General features: G+C 38.3%; 20 protein-coding genes. 13 read left to right on the forward strand and 7 right to left on the reverse strand.

Annotated elements, in window-relative coordinates; all coding sequences use genetic code 11:
- The 3 genes from rpsR (at nucleotide 1) to GFO_RS05230 (ending at nucleotide 1375) form a co-directional block, all read left to right on the forward strand.
- Complete coding sequence (rpsR, locus tag GFO_RS05220) at nucleotides 1-300, forward strand: 30S ribosomal protein S18 (protein ID WP_011709002.1); 300 nt, start codon at nucleotides 1-3, stop codon at nucleotides 298-300.
- A gap of 12 nt (nucleotides 301-312) precedes the next feature.
- Nucleotides 313-762 (forward strand): 50S ribosomal protein L9, encoded by a 450-nt coding sequence (gene rplI, locus GFO_RS05225; RefSeq protein WP_011709003.1) that lies wholly within the window; start codon nucleotides 313-315, stop codon nucleotides 760-762.
- Between the two features lie 139 nt (nucleotides 763-901).
- A complete protein-coding gene (locus GFO_RS05230) occupies nucleotides 902-1375 on the forward strand; it encodes a DUF6495 family protein (protein ID WP_041250254.1) in 474 nt (157 codons plus the stop codon).
- Nucleotides 1376-1437: 62 nt separating this feature from the next.
- On the opposite strand, the gene GFO_RS05235 is transcribed toward GFO_RS05230, so the two are convergent.
- Nucleotides 1438-2676 carry an ABC transporter permease gene (locus tag GFO_RS05235; RefSeq protein ID WP_011709005.1) on the reverse strand — a complete coding sequence of 413 codons (1239 nt, stop codon included), beginning with the start codon at nucleotides 2674-2676 and terminating at the stop codon, nucleotides 1438-1440.
- Nucleotides 2677-2809: 133 nt separating this feature from the next.
- Here GFO_RS05235 and hisS point away from each other — a divergent pair, with 133 nt between their 5' ends.
- Entirely contained in the window at nucleotides 2810-4180 is a 1371-nt protein-coding gene (gene hisS, locus GFO_RS05240) for a histidine--tRNA ligase (RefSeq protein ID WP_011709006.1), read from the forward strand.
- Between the two features lie 76 nt (nucleotides 4181-4256).
- Here hisS and GFO_RS05245 read toward each other — a convergent pair whose 3' ends face one another.
- The 3 genes from GFO_RS05245 to GFO_RS05255 form a co-directional block, all read right to left on the reverse strand.
- Nucleotides 4257-5207 (reverse strand): aldo/keto reductase, encoded by a 951-nt coding sequence (locus GFO_RS05245; protein WP_011709007.1) that lies wholly within the window; start codon nucleotides 5205-5207, stop codon nucleotides 4257-4259.
- Nucleotides 5208-5338: 131 nt separating this feature from the next.
- Nucleotides 5339-6310, reverse strand: coding sequence for a TerC family protein (locus GFO_RS05250; RefSeq protein WP_011709009.1), 972 nt, complete (start codon nucleotides 6308-6310; stop codon nucleotides 5339-5341).
- 242 nt (nucleotides 6311-6552) lie between these two features.
- On the reverse strand, nucleotides 6553-6939 hold the full coding sequence (locus GFO_RS05255) for a DUF302 domain-containing protein (RefSeq protein ID WP_011709010.1): 387 nt from the start codon (nucleotides 6937-6939) through the stop codon (nucleotides 6553-6555).
- A gap of 144 nt (nucleotides 6940-7083) precedes the next feature.
- On the opposite strand from GFO_RS05255, the gene GFO_RS05260 reads away from it, so the two are divergent.
- From GFO_RS05260 to GFO_RS05300, 9 genes are all read left to right on the forward strand, one after another.
- Nucleotides 7084-7446 (forward strand): hypothetical protein, encoded by a 363-nt coding sequence (locus GFO_RS05260; RefSeq protein WP_041250016.1) that lies wholly within the window; start codon nucleotides 7084-7086, stop codon nucleotides 7444-7446.
- A gap of 65 nt (nucleotides 7447-7511) precedes the next feature.
- Nucleotides 7512-7919 carry a DoxX family protein gene (locus GFO_RS05265; RefSeq protein ID WP_041250017.1) on the forward strand — a complete coding sequence of 136 codons (408 nt, stop codon included), beginning with the start codon at nucleotides 7512-7514 and terminating at the stop codon, nucleotides 7917-7919.
- Nucleotides 7916-8338, forward strand: a complete 423-nt coding sequence (locus tag GFO_RS05270; protein ID WP_011709013.1) for a DsrE family protein — start codon at nucleotides 7916-7918, stop codon at nucleotides 8336-8338. Before GFO_RS05265 ends, GFO_RS05270 begins: the two co-directional genes overlap by 4 nt.
- A 161-nt stretch (nucleotides 8339-8499) precedes the next feature.
- Nucleotides 8500-8883: a hypothetical protein gene (locus tag GFO_RS05275; RefSeq protein WP_229664769.1), complete on the forward strand. Its 384-nt coding sequence runs from the start codon at nucleotides 8500-8502 to the stop codon at nucleotides 8881-8883.
- Between the two features lie 72 nt (nucleotides 8884-8955).
- Nucleotides 8956-10140, forward strand: a complete 1185-nt coding sequence (locus tag GFO_RS05280; RefSeq protein WP_011709015.1) for a TolC family protein — start codon at nucleotides 8956-8958, stop codon at nucleotides 10138-10140.
- A gap of 15 nt (nucleotides 10141-10155) precedes the next feature.
- A complete protein-coding gene (locus tag GFO_RS05285) occupies nucleotides 10156-10434 on the forward strand; it encodes a hypothetical protein (RefSeq protein ID WP_011709016.1) in 279 nt (92 codons plus the stop codon).
- Nucleotides 10435-10449: 15 nt separating this feature from the next.
- The gene (locus GFO_RS05290) at nucleotides 10450-11952 is read left to right on the forward strand and encodes an efflux RND transporter periplasmic adaptor subunit (RefSeq protein WP_011709017.1); all 1503 of its coding nucleotides are present in this window, start codon (nucleotides 10450-10452) and stop codon (nucleotides 11950-11952) included.
- 145 nt (nucleotides 11953-12097) lie between these two features.
- On the forward strand, nucleotides 12098-12454 hold the full coding sequence (locus GFO_RS05295) for a four helix bundle protein (RefSeq protein ID WP_011709018.1): 357 nt from the start codon (nucleotides 12098-12100) through the stop codon (nucleotides 12452-12454).
- Between the two features lie 25 nt (nucleotides 12455-12479).
- Nucleotides 12480-15560, forward strand: a complete 3081-nt coding sequence (locus tag GFO_RS05300; RefSeq protein WP_011709019.1) for an efflux RND transporter permease subunit — start codon at nucleotides 12480-12482, stop codon at nucleotides 15558-15560.
- Nucleotides 15561-15753: 193 nt separating this feature from the next.
- Here the strand turns inward: GFO_RS05300 and GFO_RS17920 are convergent, their stop codons facing one another.
- From GFO_RS17920 to merTP, 3 genes are read right to left on the reverse strand one after another with little or no spacing between them, the layout of a single operon-like run.
- On the reverse strand, nucleotides 15754-15960 hold the full coding sequence (locus GFO_RS17920; RefSeq protein ID WP_083830800.1) for a GDCCVxC domain-containing (seleno)protein: 207 nt from the start codon (nucleotides 15958-15960) through the stop codon (nucleotides 15754-15756).
- Nucleotides 15961-15973: 13 nt separating this feature from the next.
- Nucleotides 15974-17320, reverse strand: a complete 1347-nt coding sequence (locus GFO_RS05305; RefSeq protein ID WP_011709020.1) for a dihydrolipoyl dehydrogenase family protein — start codon at nucleotides 17318-17320, stop codon at nucleotides 15974-15976.
- Nucleotides 17321-17325: 5 nt separating this feature from the next.
- Nucleotides 17326-17940: a mercuric transport protein MerTP gene (gene merTP / locus GFO_RS05310; protein ID WP_011709021.1), complete on the reverse strand. Its 615-nt coding sequence runs from the start codon at nucleotides 17938-17940 to the stop codon at nucleotides 17326-17328.
- Between the last annotated feature and the right edge of the window lies 1 nt (nucleotide 17941).

The raw sequence follows: 17941 nt of genomic DNA on the forward strand, positions 1-17941 counted from the left end.
ATGGCAACATCTATTGAACAACAAGCAAAAGGAAAAAAAGACGGAGAGATCAGGTATCTTACTCCTCTTAATATAGAGACTACCAAGGCTAAGAAATACTGTAGGTTTAAAAGATCGGGTATCAAGTATATCGATTATAAAGATCCAGATTTCTTAATGGGCTTTGTAAACGAACAGGGTAAATTGTTACCTCGTCGTTTAACAGGTACTTCTTTGAAGTTCCAGAGAAAAGTGGCTACAGCCGTAAAACGTGCTCGTCACTTAGCATTAATGCCTTACGTAGGTGATTTATTAAAATAAAAAGAGGCAGTTATGGAAGTGATACTTAAAAAAGACGTAGATAATTTAGGTTTTAAAGATGATCTTGTAGCTGTTAAGAACGGTTACGGTAGAAACTATCTTATTCCACATGGTTTTGCTGAATTAGCAACTCCTTCTGCAAGAAAAGTTTTATCTGAAACTTTGAAGCAGAGAGCCTATAAAGAACAAAAGCATATTGACGAAGCTAAAAAACAAGCTGAAAAGCTTAATAACCTGGAAATTAAGATTACTGCTAAGGCAGGTGCAGGGGATAAGCTTTTTGGATCCATTACTAATGGAGATTTAGCTGATGCTCTTGCTAAAGAAGGTGTAGAGATCGAAAAGAAATATATTAGCATTGCTGGTGGAAACATCAAACGTTTAGGACAGTATGATGCTACTTTACGTTTTCATCGTGAAGTAATATCTAACTTTTCTTTTGACGTTGTAGGAGACGCTTAATTTATTTTATTTATAGAAAAAAGCCTGCTCATTCTTTGAGTGGGCTTTTCTTTTTTAGTGAAACTGAATTTTGATTTTTTATCAAAATTCTTTGTTGAACTAATCCTGTAGACTAGCAGGATTTATTATGAAAGAATTTATGAAATACGCACGATTAACAAAGGAGCAGTTAGAAGAAATGCATCAGGAATTCATCAATTTTCTGGCCACACAGTCTATTACTGGAGATGAGTGGCAGAAGATCAAAAAAGATAAACCTGAGACTGCTGAAGAAGAATTAGATATATTTAGTGATCTTGTTTGGGAAGGTGTCTTAAATAAAGTGGAGTATCTGGAACATTTTTCTCCAAATCAGATGTTTCTTTTCCATATCACTACCGCTACGATAGAATTAATAGCGGTGAAGATAGAAAATGAAGCAATAGATATTACTACCAGAGAAGGCTATCAGTGGTTGCAAACTAATTTGATGGACGATGCTGTAAATATTTATACTTCTACCAGAGCAATTAGTGATGATAGAAATAAGGATATTTTTGCCCTTATCAAACAAGGTGCTAATATCACACAAGGAGCGCTTTACGGTTATTTTAAGGATGTAGTTAAGGGATAAATTAATTTGAAAATGAGTTATTGAATCTTTCGATTTTCAAATTGATTCATTTTCAAACTTATTTATTCATATCTAAGTGACTCGATAGGATCTTGTTTTGCAGCTTTGGCTGCTGGATAACTTCCCGCAAGGATTGCTACTAGAATGGTAATTCCCGTGGCCCAGAACATGGCTTTCCAAGGTGTGGTAAAATCAAAGTCAAGAGAGGTTGCAACAGCATAACCAATAAGAATTCCAAGTAATATCCCTAATAGTCCCCCAAGTTGACCAATAACCAGCGTTTCTAAAAAGAACTGGGTGGCAATCGTATTTTTCTTAGCTCCCAATGCCTTCCGAACCCCGATTTCACGGGTTCTTTCTGTTACCGTAACCAGCATAATATTCATCAGAGCTATAGAAGACCCGAAAATGGTAATTATGGAGATGATCCAGGCTGCAATATTGAGGGCATCCGTTATCGAAAGAATTCGGTTAATAAGATCATCGCTTCTTTCCAATCCGAAGTTATTTTCTTCTTTTGGACTTAATCCGCGAATATTTCTAAAGGTGATAATTGCTTCATCCATCGCCGCATCCAGCACTTCTTTATCTTCCACTTTGACGCTTAAACTATAATTGATGTTTGGTAGTGAAAAAATAGAACGAGCATGCTGAATAGGTATAAATACCCGAAGATCCTGGTTGTTTCCAAAAGTACTTCCTTTTGACTCCAATACCCCGATAACCTTAAATTTTGCGCCGCGAACACTAATAGTTCGGTTTACAGGATCGAAACCTTTAAAAATTCCATCTTTAAAATCTGAACCTATAACAGCAACATTATTATTATTCTCAATATCAAAAACGTTAAATTCTCTTCCATCTTCAACGTTTAATCCGGAATTTTCGAGATAATATTCATTAACTCCCATTACCGAAATTTCGGGATCGGTCTTTTCATTTTCATATTTAATTTCTGCAGATCCGGTTCCTGTGAAAGAAATGGCCGTTTCTGTATATGGGTATTGAAATTTTTCTTTAAACTCCATCACTTCACGATAACTTACTACAGGATTCACTTTTCTGTCCTCACTACGGGAACTCTGTGTTTGGAATTCATATCGTTGCAGATTAAAGGTATTGGAACCCATAGAAGCAAAATCTTTACTAATGGTGTTCTCCAGTGCCGAGACAGCACTTAGAATGCCCACTAGCGCCGTAATACCAATAGCGATAATTAGAACCGTAAGAATGGTTCTAAGGGATTGATTTCTGATAGAATTAAGGGCTATCCTTATATTTTCTCTAAAGAGTGAAAACATGGTTTGAATTTTCTGGCTTACCGGTTAGACTATAAAATTAGAACTTTGTTACTTAAAATTTCAATTTTGTTTGGGTTCGGTTAAAAATTAAGATATTTGCATTCCTAAATAGCAATTCAGCTTAAAATATATCATGGCACAAAAACCGTCTATACCAAAAGGTACGAGAGATTTTTCACCGGAAGAAGTCGCAAAGAGAAATTATATTTTTAATACCATCCAAACAGAATTTAAAGGCTTCGGATTTCAGCCAATTGAAACCCCAAGTTTTGAAAATTCTTCCACCCTTATGGGGAAATATGGAGATGAAGGTGACCGCCTGATTTTTAAAATCCTGAATTCAGGAGATTTCCTTAAAAAAGCTGATAAGGACGCCTTGGCTAATAGCGATAGTCTAAAACTAACTTCTTCTATTAGTGAGAAAGCTTTGCGTTATGATCTTACGGTTCCATTTGCGCGATATGTGGTACAACATCAAAATGAAATTGAATTCCCGTTTAAAAGATACCAGATCCAACCTGTTTGGAGGGCAGATCGTCCTCAAAAAGGAAGATTTAGAGAATTTTTTCAGTGTGATGCAGATGTAGTTGGAAGCAATAGTCTTTGGCAGGAAGTGGAGTTTGTTCAGTTATACGACGCTGTTTTTAATAAGCTTGGTTTAGAAGGAGTGACGATTAAGATCAATAATCGTAAGGTTCTTTCCGGTTTTGCTGAAGTGATCGGGGAGCAGGATAAATTAATCGATTTTACGGTTGCCCTGGACAAGCTTGACAAAATAGGTGAGGAGGGAGTTAAAAAGGAAATGCGTGAAAAAGGTATTTCTGAAGAGGCATTAAACAAGATTCAGCCAATTTTTAATCTAAATGGAAATTTTGCTGAAAAGATAGAAGGATTAAAAACTATTTTGGAAGGTTCTGAAACAGGACAGAAAGGAATTGAAGAATTGCAGTTTATTCAAAATGCGATTGAAGAAATGCCATTATCGGTGGCAAAACTTGATTTAGATGTCACCCTGGCTCGCGGACTCAATTATTATACAGGAGCAATTTTTGAAGTTGCCGCTCCCGAAAATGTAAAAATGGGCTCTATTGGTGGTGGAGGTCGTTACGACGATCTAACAGGTATTTTTGGATTGAAAGATATGAGTGGAATAGGAATTTCCTTCGGACTTGATAGAATATATCTTGTACTGGAAGAGCTTGGACTTTTCCCGGCTACGGTTACTGAAAATACAAAAGTTCTGTTTATCAATTTTGGAGAAAAAGAAGCGCTTTATGCTATGAAGGCAGTCAAAAGGCTTAGAGAGGAAAATATTATCGCAGAGTTGTATCCAGATTCAGCCAAGATGGGAAAACAAATGAAATATGCCGATAAAAGAAGTATTCCTTATGTGGTTCTAGCCGGGGAAGAGGAAATAAACGATAAAAAGTTCACTCTAAAGCATATGAAATCGGGAGAACAATCAAATTTAGATTTTAACGGACTTTCGGGTGCTCTTAAATAACATTTAGGAAACCTCCATTATTCTGAACTTGTTTCAATATCTAATTTATAGACTGAAACAAGTTCAGCTTGGAAATTTAAGAACTGGCGTTATTGAGCATCGTCATTTCTTCTGAAGTTAATTCAAAAGAAATAGCTTCTTTAAAAGATTTGAAATGATCCGGTTTTGTAGTACTGGCAATAGGGGCGGTGACTCCCGGACGTTGAATAATCCATCGTAAAGCAATACCCGCCTGGGATATATTATGATGATCTGAAATATCCTTTAGAGCTTTTAAAACTTTTTTACCACGATCATTAAAATATTCTTTCAAAAACTGCTCTCTTTCAGTTCCTTTTATACCTTCTAAATTATCATATTTTCCTGTTAGAAATCCGCTTGCTAGTGAGAAGTAGCTCGTGACCCCCAAATTATTCTTTTTGCAGATCTCCTGTATGTCACCTTCAAATTTATCTCTAACCATTAAACTATATTCCGGCTGAAAAACCTCGTATTTCGGTAAGCCTTCCGTTTTTGAGGCTTCAAGTGAAGCTTTAAGTCTTTCAGGAGATAGATTAGAAGCGCCAATATATCTCACCTTTCCCTGGTCTATAAGTTTCTGGTAAGCTTCCAAAGTTTCTTCCACAGGTGTCTTGTCATCATCCCAATGCGTGAAATAAAGATCAATATGATCGGTTTGGAGACGTCTCAAGGAGTCTTCTACTGCTTTTAGAATATGAGTTTTTGAGATGTTTTTATCCCCACCTTGTTGCATACTGGAACCAACCTTAGTAGCGATCGTGAGTTTATGCCGATTTCCCCGGGCTTTCATATATTTTCCAATGATGCTTTCAGATTCACCGCCAGAATTTCCTTTTGCCCATCGCGAATATACATCGGCACTATCAATCATATTGAATCCCATATCCAGAAACTGGTCCATCAATTCAAAAGATTCCTTTTCATTTGCTGTCCATCCGAATACATTTCCCCCAAAAATAATTGGAGCAGTTTCAAGTTTTGTATTTCCTAATAGCTTCTTTTCCATCTTTGCTTTTTATTAAATTGAACTCTATAGTTTTCTTCTGAATTCTCATCTTACCTTTCGGAATGCCTTCAGAAGAAAATATCTCTAAGAATAAATTAATGATTAAAATTATAGATATTATTAGTGTTCTGTTAAGATTTGGGTTTATGCCTTAATGACAACAGAATGGAGCCGGTAAGAATGACAGCTATAAAAACCAGAGATATCCAGATTGGAATTTCAACTTGTTCGCTTACTAGAAATTTCACTCCTACAAATGCGAGAATAATCGCAAGACCTTCATTCAAAAAAACAAAACGATCTTTCATATCTGCAAGTAAAAAGTACAAAGCCCTAAGTCCCAGAATCGCGAAAGCATTTGAACTTATAACAATAAACTTATCTCTTGTTACTGCGAGTATAGCGGGAATAGAGTCTAATGCGAAGATAATATCGGTGAGTTCTACGATCACTAATACTACAAACAACGGAGTTGCAAGACGCTTACCATTTTCAATGACGAAAAACTTATCTTCTACGTACTTATTGGTTTGTGGGATTATTTTCTTAGCCCATTTAAATATCCGGTTGTTTTCAGGATCGGTTCCGGAGGTTTTACTTTTAAAGATCTTATAAGCAGTGAATAATAGAAAGGCTCCAAAAACGTAGATGATCCAGTGAAATTTTTCTATTAATGCGATTCCGCCGAGAATAAAAGCGACTCTTAAAACCAAAGCACCAAAAATTCCCCAAAATAAAACCTTATGCTGAAATTCTTTCGGAACTTTAAAATAGGTGAACAACACCGCCCATAAGAATACATTGTCCATAGAAAGGGACTTCTCAATAAGATACCCGGTAATATATTCCCCTGCAGCTCCGGTTCCCTGCCACCACGCGATGACTCCTGTAAAAGCAACTCCCAGGCTAATCCAGCCAGCGCTATACCATGCAGCTTCCCGGGTGTTTATTTTATGAGGATTACGCATTACGAGCTTTAAATCTACTATAAGAAGCAGCACTATAAAAGCAGCAAAAGCAATCCATATCCAGGTATCAATTTCAGGACTTGCAGACGCTGGGTTTGCCTGTATAAATAGAAAGGAAAGTAGGAAATTCTGCATCTAAAACTTAATGAGGATCAAAGAAAAGTTTTTTTAAGCAGGGACACCTAAGATTTAAAACAACTATAACAGAAAATCAGATTATAATAAGCCAGCCCGGAAAACGCAAAAATTTTTCTAGCGTAAAAGGTATTTTTTGGAGCAGGATTTAATTTTACAATACTTTTTTTTAATCAGCACAGAAAATCTCTAAGCAGAAAGAGCTTTTTTAGTGTAATTTCTGAAATTTGAAAATATTGCAATTATAACCCACGTATAATTTTCTCCAGCTTCTCTCCAATTTCTATAGCGATCATTTCTAAGTCATCATTCTTTACAGCCTGCATGGAAGCCATAGGATTTACTGCCGCGACTTCAATTTTCCCGTTTTCTAATTCCTGAACAATTATATTGCAAGGCAGCATGGTACCAATTTTATCTTCAGCCTTTAAAGCCTTATGCGCATATGGGGCGTTACAGGCTCCCAGAATGCGATATTTTTTAAAATCTACATCAAGTTTTTTCTTAAGAGTTTCGGTAACATTAATTTCTGTTAATACGCCGAAGCCTTCTTCCTCCAGTTTCCCGGTCACTTTATCAATAACCTCTTCAAACTCTCCAGTAATCGTTTTATCGAAATAATATTTCATGATTTTTTATTTAAATGGATATGATAAATATACGGCTATACCTAATGATTTTCCGTAACCTATGTTACATAAACAGTGTGACTATATCTATGTAACAAAGGTTACATGCAGTGGGAGCTTAATCTAATATATTTGAAAACTTCTATGCACGTAAAAAAAATCATAGCGATATTTCTACTAACCGTTTTTTTAGGGGAACTGGTTACGGTAGATACTGATATACTGAATTTTATAGCAGATGCGAACCAGGTAGTCCTTATAAATTTTTCCTGTAAAAATAAGAAAAAGGATTTTCAGGAATCGGGTGAAAACTTTAAAACCGCCTCTCCAGTTCAAATACTGAAATTTGCCAGGACCTGTTCTAATAATTATCAACTGAGTGTAGAAAAAGAGAATTCTAAAATTTTTACTTTAGATTACAGGCTATTCGTGTATAGAAAACAATTGATTGCCAGTATTGATCCCAGAAAATTATACCCACCTCCGCAATATTCATTAGCGACCTGATTTAAAATAGCCTGGAAACATAGATTATTTCCCGGCCTAATTATTCACGAACCTTAATGAATTCAATGAAAGCAAGAATTTTAGTTTCCTATAGATCGGTACAGCTATTGCGCATTTTACTGAGTGGAATATTCTTAGTGGCGAGTTTTAACCATATTTTAAATTTGGAAAAAACAATCAAGCGTATAGACCAGGCAAGGTTTAAAGGAATTGCCTATTTTTTTGGTAATCCGGAATACCTGGTAATTATATCAGGCATCGTAATGATGATAGCAGGCTTTTGCCTTCTGATTGGGTACAAAAGCCGGTGGGCTGCAATGGCACTGGCAGCAGTTATTATTCCCATAACCCTAACCGTTCAGGTAGGCCAAATACATACTTTAGGCCCTCTCTTTAAAAATATTGCAATTCTGGGAGGACTCCTATTTTTTATATTAAACGATATACAAACTTTTAAAAAACAAGAACCATGAAAAAGCTAATTTTAGGATTATTTATCCTTACACTTACATTCACGAATGTATTAAACGCGCAAACCTCAAAACAGGATCAGCATTCACATAATTATGTGGTGCTCACTAAAAAGATCCCCCAACTCCAGCCAATAATTTTAACGGCTGAGGCTCTGGCGAAAGAAGATGGAAAGAGTTTTGGCGATTTTCAGGCGATTATCTGCGGAAAAACCGTACAAGACATTAAGGATAACGAAATGATGAAAGACTTTATTGAAAAAGCTGAAAAAGCGCACGTGAAAATCGTTGTATGCGGATTTTCTTTAAAAAAGTTTAAAGTGAATAAAAAAGATATCCCTATCGAGCTGGAAGTTGTGGACAATGGAATCTTACATGATTTTCAACTTCAGAAGAAAGGATATTTAAGTATAGAACTCTAATATCTGGGATATTTTTTAGGTAAAGTATAAACCATAAGAGCTAAAGTTCTTATGGTTTATTTTATTTTCCCTCTAATCTCTCTCGTAAATTACTATTTTTGTAACCTGTGCAAATAAAAAATCAAATAAAAGCCTTATTTCTTCTTGGCATTTTTATGCTGATGTCTTTTCATCAGGTCATCCCTCATGCACATCATGAACACCAGGAGGAGAAAAAGGAGATTGCGCATCATCATTCCGGGGAAGATCATCATCACCAGGATAAGAAGGAAGAGGGTAAATCTGAAGGCTTTCTGTCCTTTTTATTTGCGATGCATTCCCATACCACTACTTCTAATGAAATTCCCGTTCTAAAAGAACATTCGGAAAATTTCAGGTTTCAAAAGACCGAAACTAAAAATAAGACCGAACAGAAATATTACGAGGAAGATTGGGTGTTAACTGATCAGGAATCGGTAAATGCAATAAATTATCAACCTCCAGGGAAATATTTTAATCCCTATTTATCTTTACTCTCGCTCCGGGGACCACCCCAATTAGTTTGATCACTAAGTCATGCCGTTGTTTTTAACAGCAGGCAGACCTTTATTATACAGATTAAACTAAAATCAATATTTATGTACAGATATATAGTTTCCGCTATTTGCGGAATCCTTATCTCTATTGGCTCTTTTGCCCAAAGTCCCGGCATAAAAGATATTCTGAATCAAATAAGTAAGAATAACAGGGAACTAAAGGCTTATCAGTCATATATGGCCAGTCAGAACCTTGGAAACAAGACAGAGAACAACCTACAGGATCCTCAGGTTTCAGCCTTTTATCTTCCGTTTGGAGAGCATGAGACCGATGATTATTATGAATACCAGGTATCTCAACGTTTTGAATTTCCCACGGTTTATGGAGCTAGAAGCAAAAGGATAGAGAAGCAGAAAGAATTACTTGAGCTTGAGTACAATACCATGCGACAGGAAGTACTTCTGGATGCAAAAAAACAGCTTCTAGAGTTGCAGATCCTGCAAAAACGAAAGGAACTTGAGCAGGAAAGGGTGGAGCAGGCCAAACAGGTTTACGATCAGATCCAGCGGTTATTTGATGCGGAACAGATTGGAATCCTGGAACTTAATAAGGCAAAAGTTGCCTGGTTGCAGGAACAGTTTGAAATGGATCAAATTGAGATCGAGATCAAAAACACGTTCCTGGAGCTTCAAAAACTGAATGGTGGAAACGCCATTAATGAAGATCAGTTCTATTTAATGGAAGATGCTGAACTGGCTTCCATGCAAGGGCTCTGGGAAGAAAAACTTTCCGCAGATGCCCAGGTTCAGCAATTAACTGCCCGTGAAGCTTTGGCCGAGCAGCAGGTGAAACTGGAAAAGAATAAGGTACTTCCAGACCTAAGCATAGGTTATAATTATCAGGGAGTGAACTCCAGTAATTATTCCGGTTTCCTGGGCGGACTTTCAATTCCCCTCTGGAATAGCAATAATAAAGTGAAAGCCGCGAGGGCAAACCTGGAATATACCCAGGCCAATACCGGAGCTGAAACTGCTCAATTTTATACCAGATTTCAGGAAAATTATCAGCAATATCATCTTTTAAAAAGAAAGTTTGAAGAATACCAGGAGACGTTTAAGGACCTGAATTCCGAAGAACTTTTATTTAAAGCCTATAAGCTGGGTGAATTTTCATTTCTGGATTATTACCGGGAAGTTGAATTTTACCGGCAAGCCTATAACAAGAAGCTGGAGATGGAAAAAGAACTTCTTCAGCTAAAAGCAACACTATTAAAACATCAATTATAATTAAAAATAAAAATTATGACTTTTAAAAATTTATTTATTGCAGCCCTGTTAATATTTAGTTTTTCAGCTTGCAGAGAAACTGCTAATGAAGAACACGGCCATGAGCATGAAGAAGGGGCTGAAGCTCACGCGCAGGAAGAAGAGCATGGACATGCACACGATGAGGATGGGAACCATATGAACGACGAGCATGGGGAACAGGAAGAATTTAAAGTAGGTGAAGATTCACTGGAAAAGCATGAAGGATCTGATCATCATACGCATGATGACGGAACCGAGCATGGGGATCATTAAAAATAGAAATTGAACATGAAATATATTTATATAACATGCATCGCACTTTTTCTGTTTTCCTGCGGAAATAATGAGGAAGCAGAACATGCGCATGATGCAGAAGGAAACCATGTAAGCTCAGAAGTTCCTGCAATTAGTAAAACCATCTGGACAGACCAGACGGAACTTTTCGTAGAATTTCCGGCTTTAGTGGAAGGTAAAACCAGCAAATTTGCAGCTCATTTTACCGTGCTGGATAAACATCAACCAGTTCGTGAAGGTTCAGTAACGGTGAGTCTTATAAAGGGAGAAAGTGGTATTCGTCATAAAGTGGATTCGCCTTCTTCTCCGGGAATTTTTTCACCGGCTTTACAACCGAAAGCGCCAGGGACCTATGATCTGGTTTTTGATCTGAAAACCCCTGAATATTCAGACAGGATCGTGATCCAGGACGTCCGGGTGTATGCCTCAGCCGCAGATGCTTCAGAAAATGTGGCAGAAGCAGCAGATGGTGGGATTAGCTTTTTAAAAGAGCAGGCCTGGAAGATCGATTTTCAAACAGCACCTGTAACAAAGGGAGAAGTTTACGAGGTTGTTCATACTTCCGGAGTCTGGCAAGCTGCTCCGGGCACTTATAAGATTCTGGCGGCAGGAGCCAATGGAATGGTGAATTTTGTTTCAGACAACCTGACGGAAGGAACCGAAGTGAAAAAAGGTCAGTTATTGATGAACCTTAGCAGTGAAGGACTTTCTTCTAATAACATTCAGGCAGAGATCGCTCAGGCTAAAGCCAGATATGATCAGGCCAAAGCAGAATATGAACGGAAAAAAGAGCTTTACGAGGATAAGATCGTTCCCAAGGCGGAATTTGAAAAAGTAGAAAGTGATTTTCGCGTAGCCGAAGCAAACTACCGGGCGCTTGGCTCCAATTATGGAGCAGGCGGGAAGCAGATAAGGGCTCCATTTGATGGTTTTATAAAATCCATCAGCACTTCTAATGGAAATTATGAGGAACAGGGAGCGAACCTGGTCACCATTGGAACGGATAGATTGCGCCTATTGAAAACCCAGTTAAGTGCGTCTAATAATCCAAGTAAAGAATCTATCGCTAACGTCTGGTATAAGACTGAGAATGGAGACTGGAAAGAAGTGAAAGGAGCAGGCAGCTCAATAATTTCGGTAGGTAAGGAAGTGGAAGATCGCAAACCGATGATCCCTGTATTTATCAAGGTAAATGATGTGGTTGAAATGCCTGAAGGTAGTTTTACTGAAGTCCAGATCGCTCTGGGTGAAGCCAAAGCCGGAATTGTAGTGCCTGAAGCTGCTTTACTTGAAGATTACGGAAATTATTCTGTGATCGTACAAACTGGCGGTGAAAGTTTTGAACGAAGACCTGTAAAGATCGGAAAGCGAAATGGCCGGAATGCACAGGTTCTTAGCGGACTTGAAGCTGGAGAAGTTGTAGTTACTACAGGTTTCTATCAGGTAAAAATGGCTTCTATGTCCGGTACAACTCCTGCACACGGTCACGACCACTAATAATTTTGAGTTATGAATTTTGAATTTTGAACTGGGAGTTTTGAGTCGTGAATTTTAAGTTTTCAGTTATCTAAAATTACTTCTTTACCAGAGAGGAATTTTCATTTTATTTTCGAGAATAACTCAACACTAAAAACTATAGATAATGGTGACTAAGCGGAGTATAGTTCAGGATATGGCGATAAAATTTGCATTGGAAATTATTTCACTTTATAAATTTTTAGTAAAAGAAAAGGAGTTCGTGATATCCAAACAGCTGTTGAAAAGTGGCACTTCTATTGGTGCCAATATTTCTGAAGCTTTGGCCGGACAATCCCGGAAAGATTTTATTGCAAAAATGTCAATTTCTTCTAAAGAAGCAAGGGAAACCAAATACTGGCTTTTTTTGTTACAGGAAAGTCAATTAGTTAAATATGACTTTACAAAAGAAATTGCAGCCTGCGACGAAATTGTCCGATTGCTCACGGCCATTGTGAAAACCTCCCAATCCACTCAAAACTAATAACTCAACACTAAAAACTTTATAGATGTTAAACAAAATATTATCAATATCACTCCATAACAGGCTACTAGTGCTGTTGGGAGCTGTTGTGCTTAGTGTTACCGGGTTTTACCTCGCACGTACTATGAACGTGGATGTATTTCCGGACCTTACAGCACCAACGGTGACCATACTTACAGAAGCCCACGGAATGGAATCTGAGGAAGTTGAGAAACTGGTGACCTACCAGCTCGAAACCGCAATGAACGGTTCGCCAAATGTGAGAAGAATTCGTTCTTCTTCCGCAGCGGGAATCTCTATCGTCTGGGTTGAATTCGACTGGGGCACCGATATTTACAAGGCAAGACAGATTGTAAGTGAACGTATTCCAATGGTTCGGGAAAACCTGCCCAGTGGAATCGGAGCTCCTACCATGGCACCTATCTCCTCGATTATGGGAGAAGTAATGCTATTGGGAGTCACTTCAGACAGTCTTAGCCCAATGGAACTAAGGACTTTATCTGACTGGCAGATACGTCCACGTATTAAAGCTATCGGGGGAATCGCCAACGTGGTGGTAATTGGAGGGGACTACAAGCAATACCAGGTCTTTGCCAATCCCGGAAAAATGAAATATTACGACGTTAGCCTTGAAGAACTCACTGAAAAAGTGAAGCAAGCGAATACTAATGCGCCCGGTGGTTTTCTGAACCAACATGGAAACCAGTATATCGTCAAAGGTAGCGGTAGAGCTTATGCTTTGGAAGATCTGGAAGAAGCCGTTGTAAAACAAGTGAATGGACAGAGTATCAAGATCAAAGATGTAGCTGAAGTAAAGATTGGAGCTGCAGATAAGATTGGTGATGGATCACTGAATGCAGAACCAGCGGTTATTCTGACGATTTCTAAGCAGCCCGATGTGAATACGCTGGAGCTAACGGAAAGACTGGACGAAGCAATTGCTGAACTGGAAACCAGTCTGCCTGAAAGCGTAGAGATCAAGAGTCAAATCTTCCGCCAGGCCGATTTTATTGATGCTTCCATCAGCAATCTGAATATGACGCTGCTTGAAGGAGCATTTTTTGTAGTGATCGTGCTGTTTATTTTCTTAATGAACTGGCGTACTACATTAATTTCACTGCTGGCAATCCCTATATCGTTACTGGTCTCGATTATTTTCCTGAAAATGCTTGGATATACCATCAATACGATGAGTCTGGGAGGTATGGCTATCGCTATAGGAGCATTGGTAGATGATGCGATTATTGATGTGGAGAACGTTTACAAACGCCTACGGGAGAACATTCGAAAACCAAAAGCTGAAAGGCAGGGGGTTATTACCGTGGTAAGGGAAGCATCCGTGGAAATTAGAAGTTCCATTATAATTGCTACACTTATTATCATTGTTTCTTTTGTGCCGCTGTTTTTCCTTGGCGGAATGGAAGGAAGATTATTGAAACCTCTCGGAATTGCATTTATAACTTCAGTTCTAACTTCTTTGATAGTTGCGGTAACCGTGACTCCTGTATTGTGTACCTATCTTCTGAAAAAGGAGAAAATGCTGAAGAAGCAAGCTGAAGGTACTAAAGTCGAAAGATGGTTGCGAAATGGGTATGCCGATATTTTAAGTCGTGCGATGAAAATACCTAAAACGGTGATCGCCGTTACTGTCATCGCTTTTTTACTGAGCATTGCCCTTTTTACTCGATTGGGGAGAAGTTTCCTTCCGGAATTCAATGAAGGTTCTATGGTGATCAGCGTGGTTGGACCTCCGGGAATGTCACTTAAAGAAAGTAATAAGACCGGGAAACAGGTTGAACAATTGTTACTTGAAATGCCTGAAGTTGCGGTGGTTACCAGAAGGACGGGTAGAGCCGAACTGGATGAGCACGCCCAGGGAGTGAATGCTGCCGAGATCGATGTACCGTTTACCCTGGAAGATAAATCCAAGGAGGAATTTTTTGAAGATGTCAGAAATAAACTCAGCATCGTTCCTGGTGTAAATATTACCCTGGGGCAGCCTATTGCTCACCGTATAGATCATATGCTTTCCGGAACTCGAGCCAATATCGCAATCAAAATTTTTGGCCCGGATCTGCAGCAGCTATATGAAATAGGTAAAAGCGTGGAGGAGAATATTAAACCAATCGACGGACTTGCCGATGTAGCGGTAGATCAGCAGATAGAAGTGCCGCAAATCAAGATCACTCCAAAGCGCCAGATCCTTTCGGCCTACGGAATGACCGTTGGCCAGCTGATGGAGCAGGTAGATGTTGCTTTTGCCGGTCACGAAGTAGGTGAGATCTACGAGGGTCAGAAGTATTTTGACCTGGTAGTGCGCTATCAAGAGGACTTCAGAAATAGCATCGAGAAAATAAAAACCGCTTTGATAGGTCTCCCAAATGGATCACAGGTCCCATTGGAACAGCTTGCTCAGGCTTCTTCTGTTAGTAGTCCCAATACCATTAGCAGGGAAGATGTGCAGCGTAAGATCGTTGTTGCCGCTAATGTGCAGGGCCGTGATTTGCGAAGTGCAGTAGAAGAGATCCGGGAGACTGTAAATTCGTCGGTGAATATTCCGGAAGCTTATAGAGTACAGTATGGCGGCCAGTTTGAAAGTGAATCAAGAGCTTCACAAATGCTTTTGATCACTGCGGTGATAGCCATTTTTGTGATATTCCTGTTGTTGTATTTTGAGTTCAATAACGTGAAATTAGCTTTCGTGGTGCTCATCAATTTGCCACTGGCTTTGATCGGTGGAATTCTGATCGTTTACTTTACCTCAGGGATTGTAAGTATAGCTTCCACCATTGGATTTATAAGTCTCTTCGGAATCGCAACCCGGAACGGTATTTTACTGGTATCGAGATATGAAGACTTAAGAAAAGAAGGTTGGAAAGGCTACGAACTTATCAAAACGGGAGCTTTAGACAGGCTGAATCCTATTTTGATGACCGCTTTTACTACGGGTCTGGCACTTATTCCGCTAGCCCTAAAAGGAGGGGAACCGGGGAGTGAAATTCAAAGCCCTATGGCGGTGGTGATCCTGGGAGGATTACTTTCAGCAACAATTCTAAATCTTTTGGTGATACCTTGTGTGTATGAACTGGTAATCAGGAAAGATTAATCTTGCTCTAATAAATAATTAAATGAAGCTGTCCCAATAGTAAGAAACACGTCATCCTGAATTTATTTCAGGATCTTAACAAGTTGAAAAACAAATTAGAAGCTGAAACAATTCCGATAACTATCGGAACAGCTTGACGAAAAATCGACTTTTAGGGCAGCTTCATTTTTTAAGAACTACTATTTAAGATCTCTTAACAACAACTGGAATTTTTTTGGATAGGGGGACATGCAGCGGTGCCATAAGAACAGAACACGCAGCAGTCGCCTTGTTTTGGTTTTAATATTTCATTGCAATTATCGCATGTATAAAAGAACTGACATGCATCCGTTGGCATTTTCTCTAATTTGCTTTGGTCGCAATGCGGACAGGTTATTTTTGATTCTATTTCTATATTCATATTGTTTCTAAGGTTAAAGCATATGCGGAATGTCTGAAGCCAATGTAGGGTAGGCAAATATCATTTTTCTTAAATCATTTATGGGGATCTCCGTTTTAATAGCCAGTGCAAAAATATTTATTATTTCTTCTGATTGAGGTCCGATCAAATGGGCGCCCAAAAGTGTTTGTTTTTCTTTATCAATAATAGTTTTAAAGACATATTGATCTATATTCAACCTTTTGGCATTGAACCATTCACTTGCATCCTGATGGTTAACTTTTATGGCATATCCTTTTTCTTCAGCTTCATTTTCTTTTAGCCCAACACTTGCGAGTGTAGGTAAAGTAAATACAATCGTGGGCATAGGAGGATAGTTAATTTCCTTTTTATTGCCTTTAATAATGTTGGAGGCCACCGTATGACCTTCCAGGACAGCTACAGGCGTTAGGGGTAGGCCTGCAGTATCTGCAGCATCTCCAGCTGCATAAATATCAGGGTTAGAAGAACTTTGAAGAAAGGAATTTACTTTAATTCCTTTTTCTGAATACGCAATATTTGCCTTTTCCAGATCCAGATCGAATATGGAAGGTGGGCGGCCGGCTGCATTAAATACCGCATCTGCTTCAAAAATCTTTGAACCATGGTTGGACTTTCCTTCAACATAAAACTTTTGATCTTTTTTGTTGATTGAATTTACTTCAGTATTTAAAATTAGTTCAATTCCTAAATCTGTTGTAGCTGTCACCAGATGTTTGACAATATCCTGTTCAAAATTCTTTAAAGGTTTTGCACCCCGATGTAAAATAGTAACTTTTGACCCGCAACGTGCTGCTATATGGGCAAATTCAAAGGCTATATAACCTCCTCCAATAAATAAAAGAGATTCTGGAAGTTTTTCCAGATTTAAAAAATCTGCACTTAAAAGAGCTAGTTCTCCACCCTCAAATTTTAATTCTCTGGGCTTTGCCCCGGTTGCGATTACTATTTTGTTAGCTTTAATCTCTGTATCGCCTATTTTTAAAGTATTCTCTGAAATAAATCGAGCTGAAGAATGATAGGTGTCGATCCCTTTTTTGTCATATCCTTTTTCTATTTTGGGAGGCATCGCATCTACAAAAGATTGTTTAAAAGCCATTATATCTGCCCAATTCACTTCTGGAACCTTATCAATACCCTTTGTTTTAAGCCGCGCAGCGAAATCGCAAACTTCAGTAGCACCAATAATCACCTTCTTTGGATCACATCCTCTCAAGGCGCAGGTGCCTCCATAAGGCAATTCGTCTGTTATGGCAACGCTGAGTCCTTTTGAAGCACATTTATTAGCAATGGTCATTCCGGACATCCCTGAACCTATTATAAAAACATCATACTCCTTCATCTTAATTATTCTTTATTTTTTGGAATAGCTTTATATCCAGTTTTATTGATAGCCCCATAAATTTCAACTTCTTCAACAAGCGATTTATCATACTCAACTATGGTGTTTGAATTTTCATAACTAGCTTTTACTGAAATAATTCCCGGTAGTTTATTTACTTCGCTTTCTACATGAGCTTCACATCCCGAGCAGGTCATTCCTTCTATTTCAATAACTTTTTTCTCTATGTTATTTTCAGCCACTACCATTATCTCTTTTTTTGTAGTAGTATAAAAAATATCAGAGTAATAGGGAAAAGCTAACATTAACGCAGTAAATATTGTAATGATAAAAAGGAAATTTTTAGATTGCCAGAAGGAAGTTTTTTCTTCTTCGTCACATGCGCATTCTATTTCCTTCTGCGTTTTAGGCCTCAATTTAAGATACCAGGCGAACACAAGAATTCCTATGGTAAGCCCAATCAAATAAGGACGAAAAGGATCTAACCACGAAAACATGGTGGCAAGTCCGCTGCTTCCTGCTAAAATAGCCAGAAGGGGAGTAATACAGCATAGTGAAGCAGTTATGGCAGTAATTAAGCTTAAGTAAGCCGGGCTGTTTGACTTATTTGAATTTTTCATT

This window comes from Christiangramia forsetii KT0803, assembly GCF_000060345.1.
In the GTDB taxonomy this organism is placed as follows: Bacteria; Bacteroidota; Bacteroidia; order Flavobacteriales; family Flavobacteriaceae; genus Christiangramia; species Christiangramia forsetii.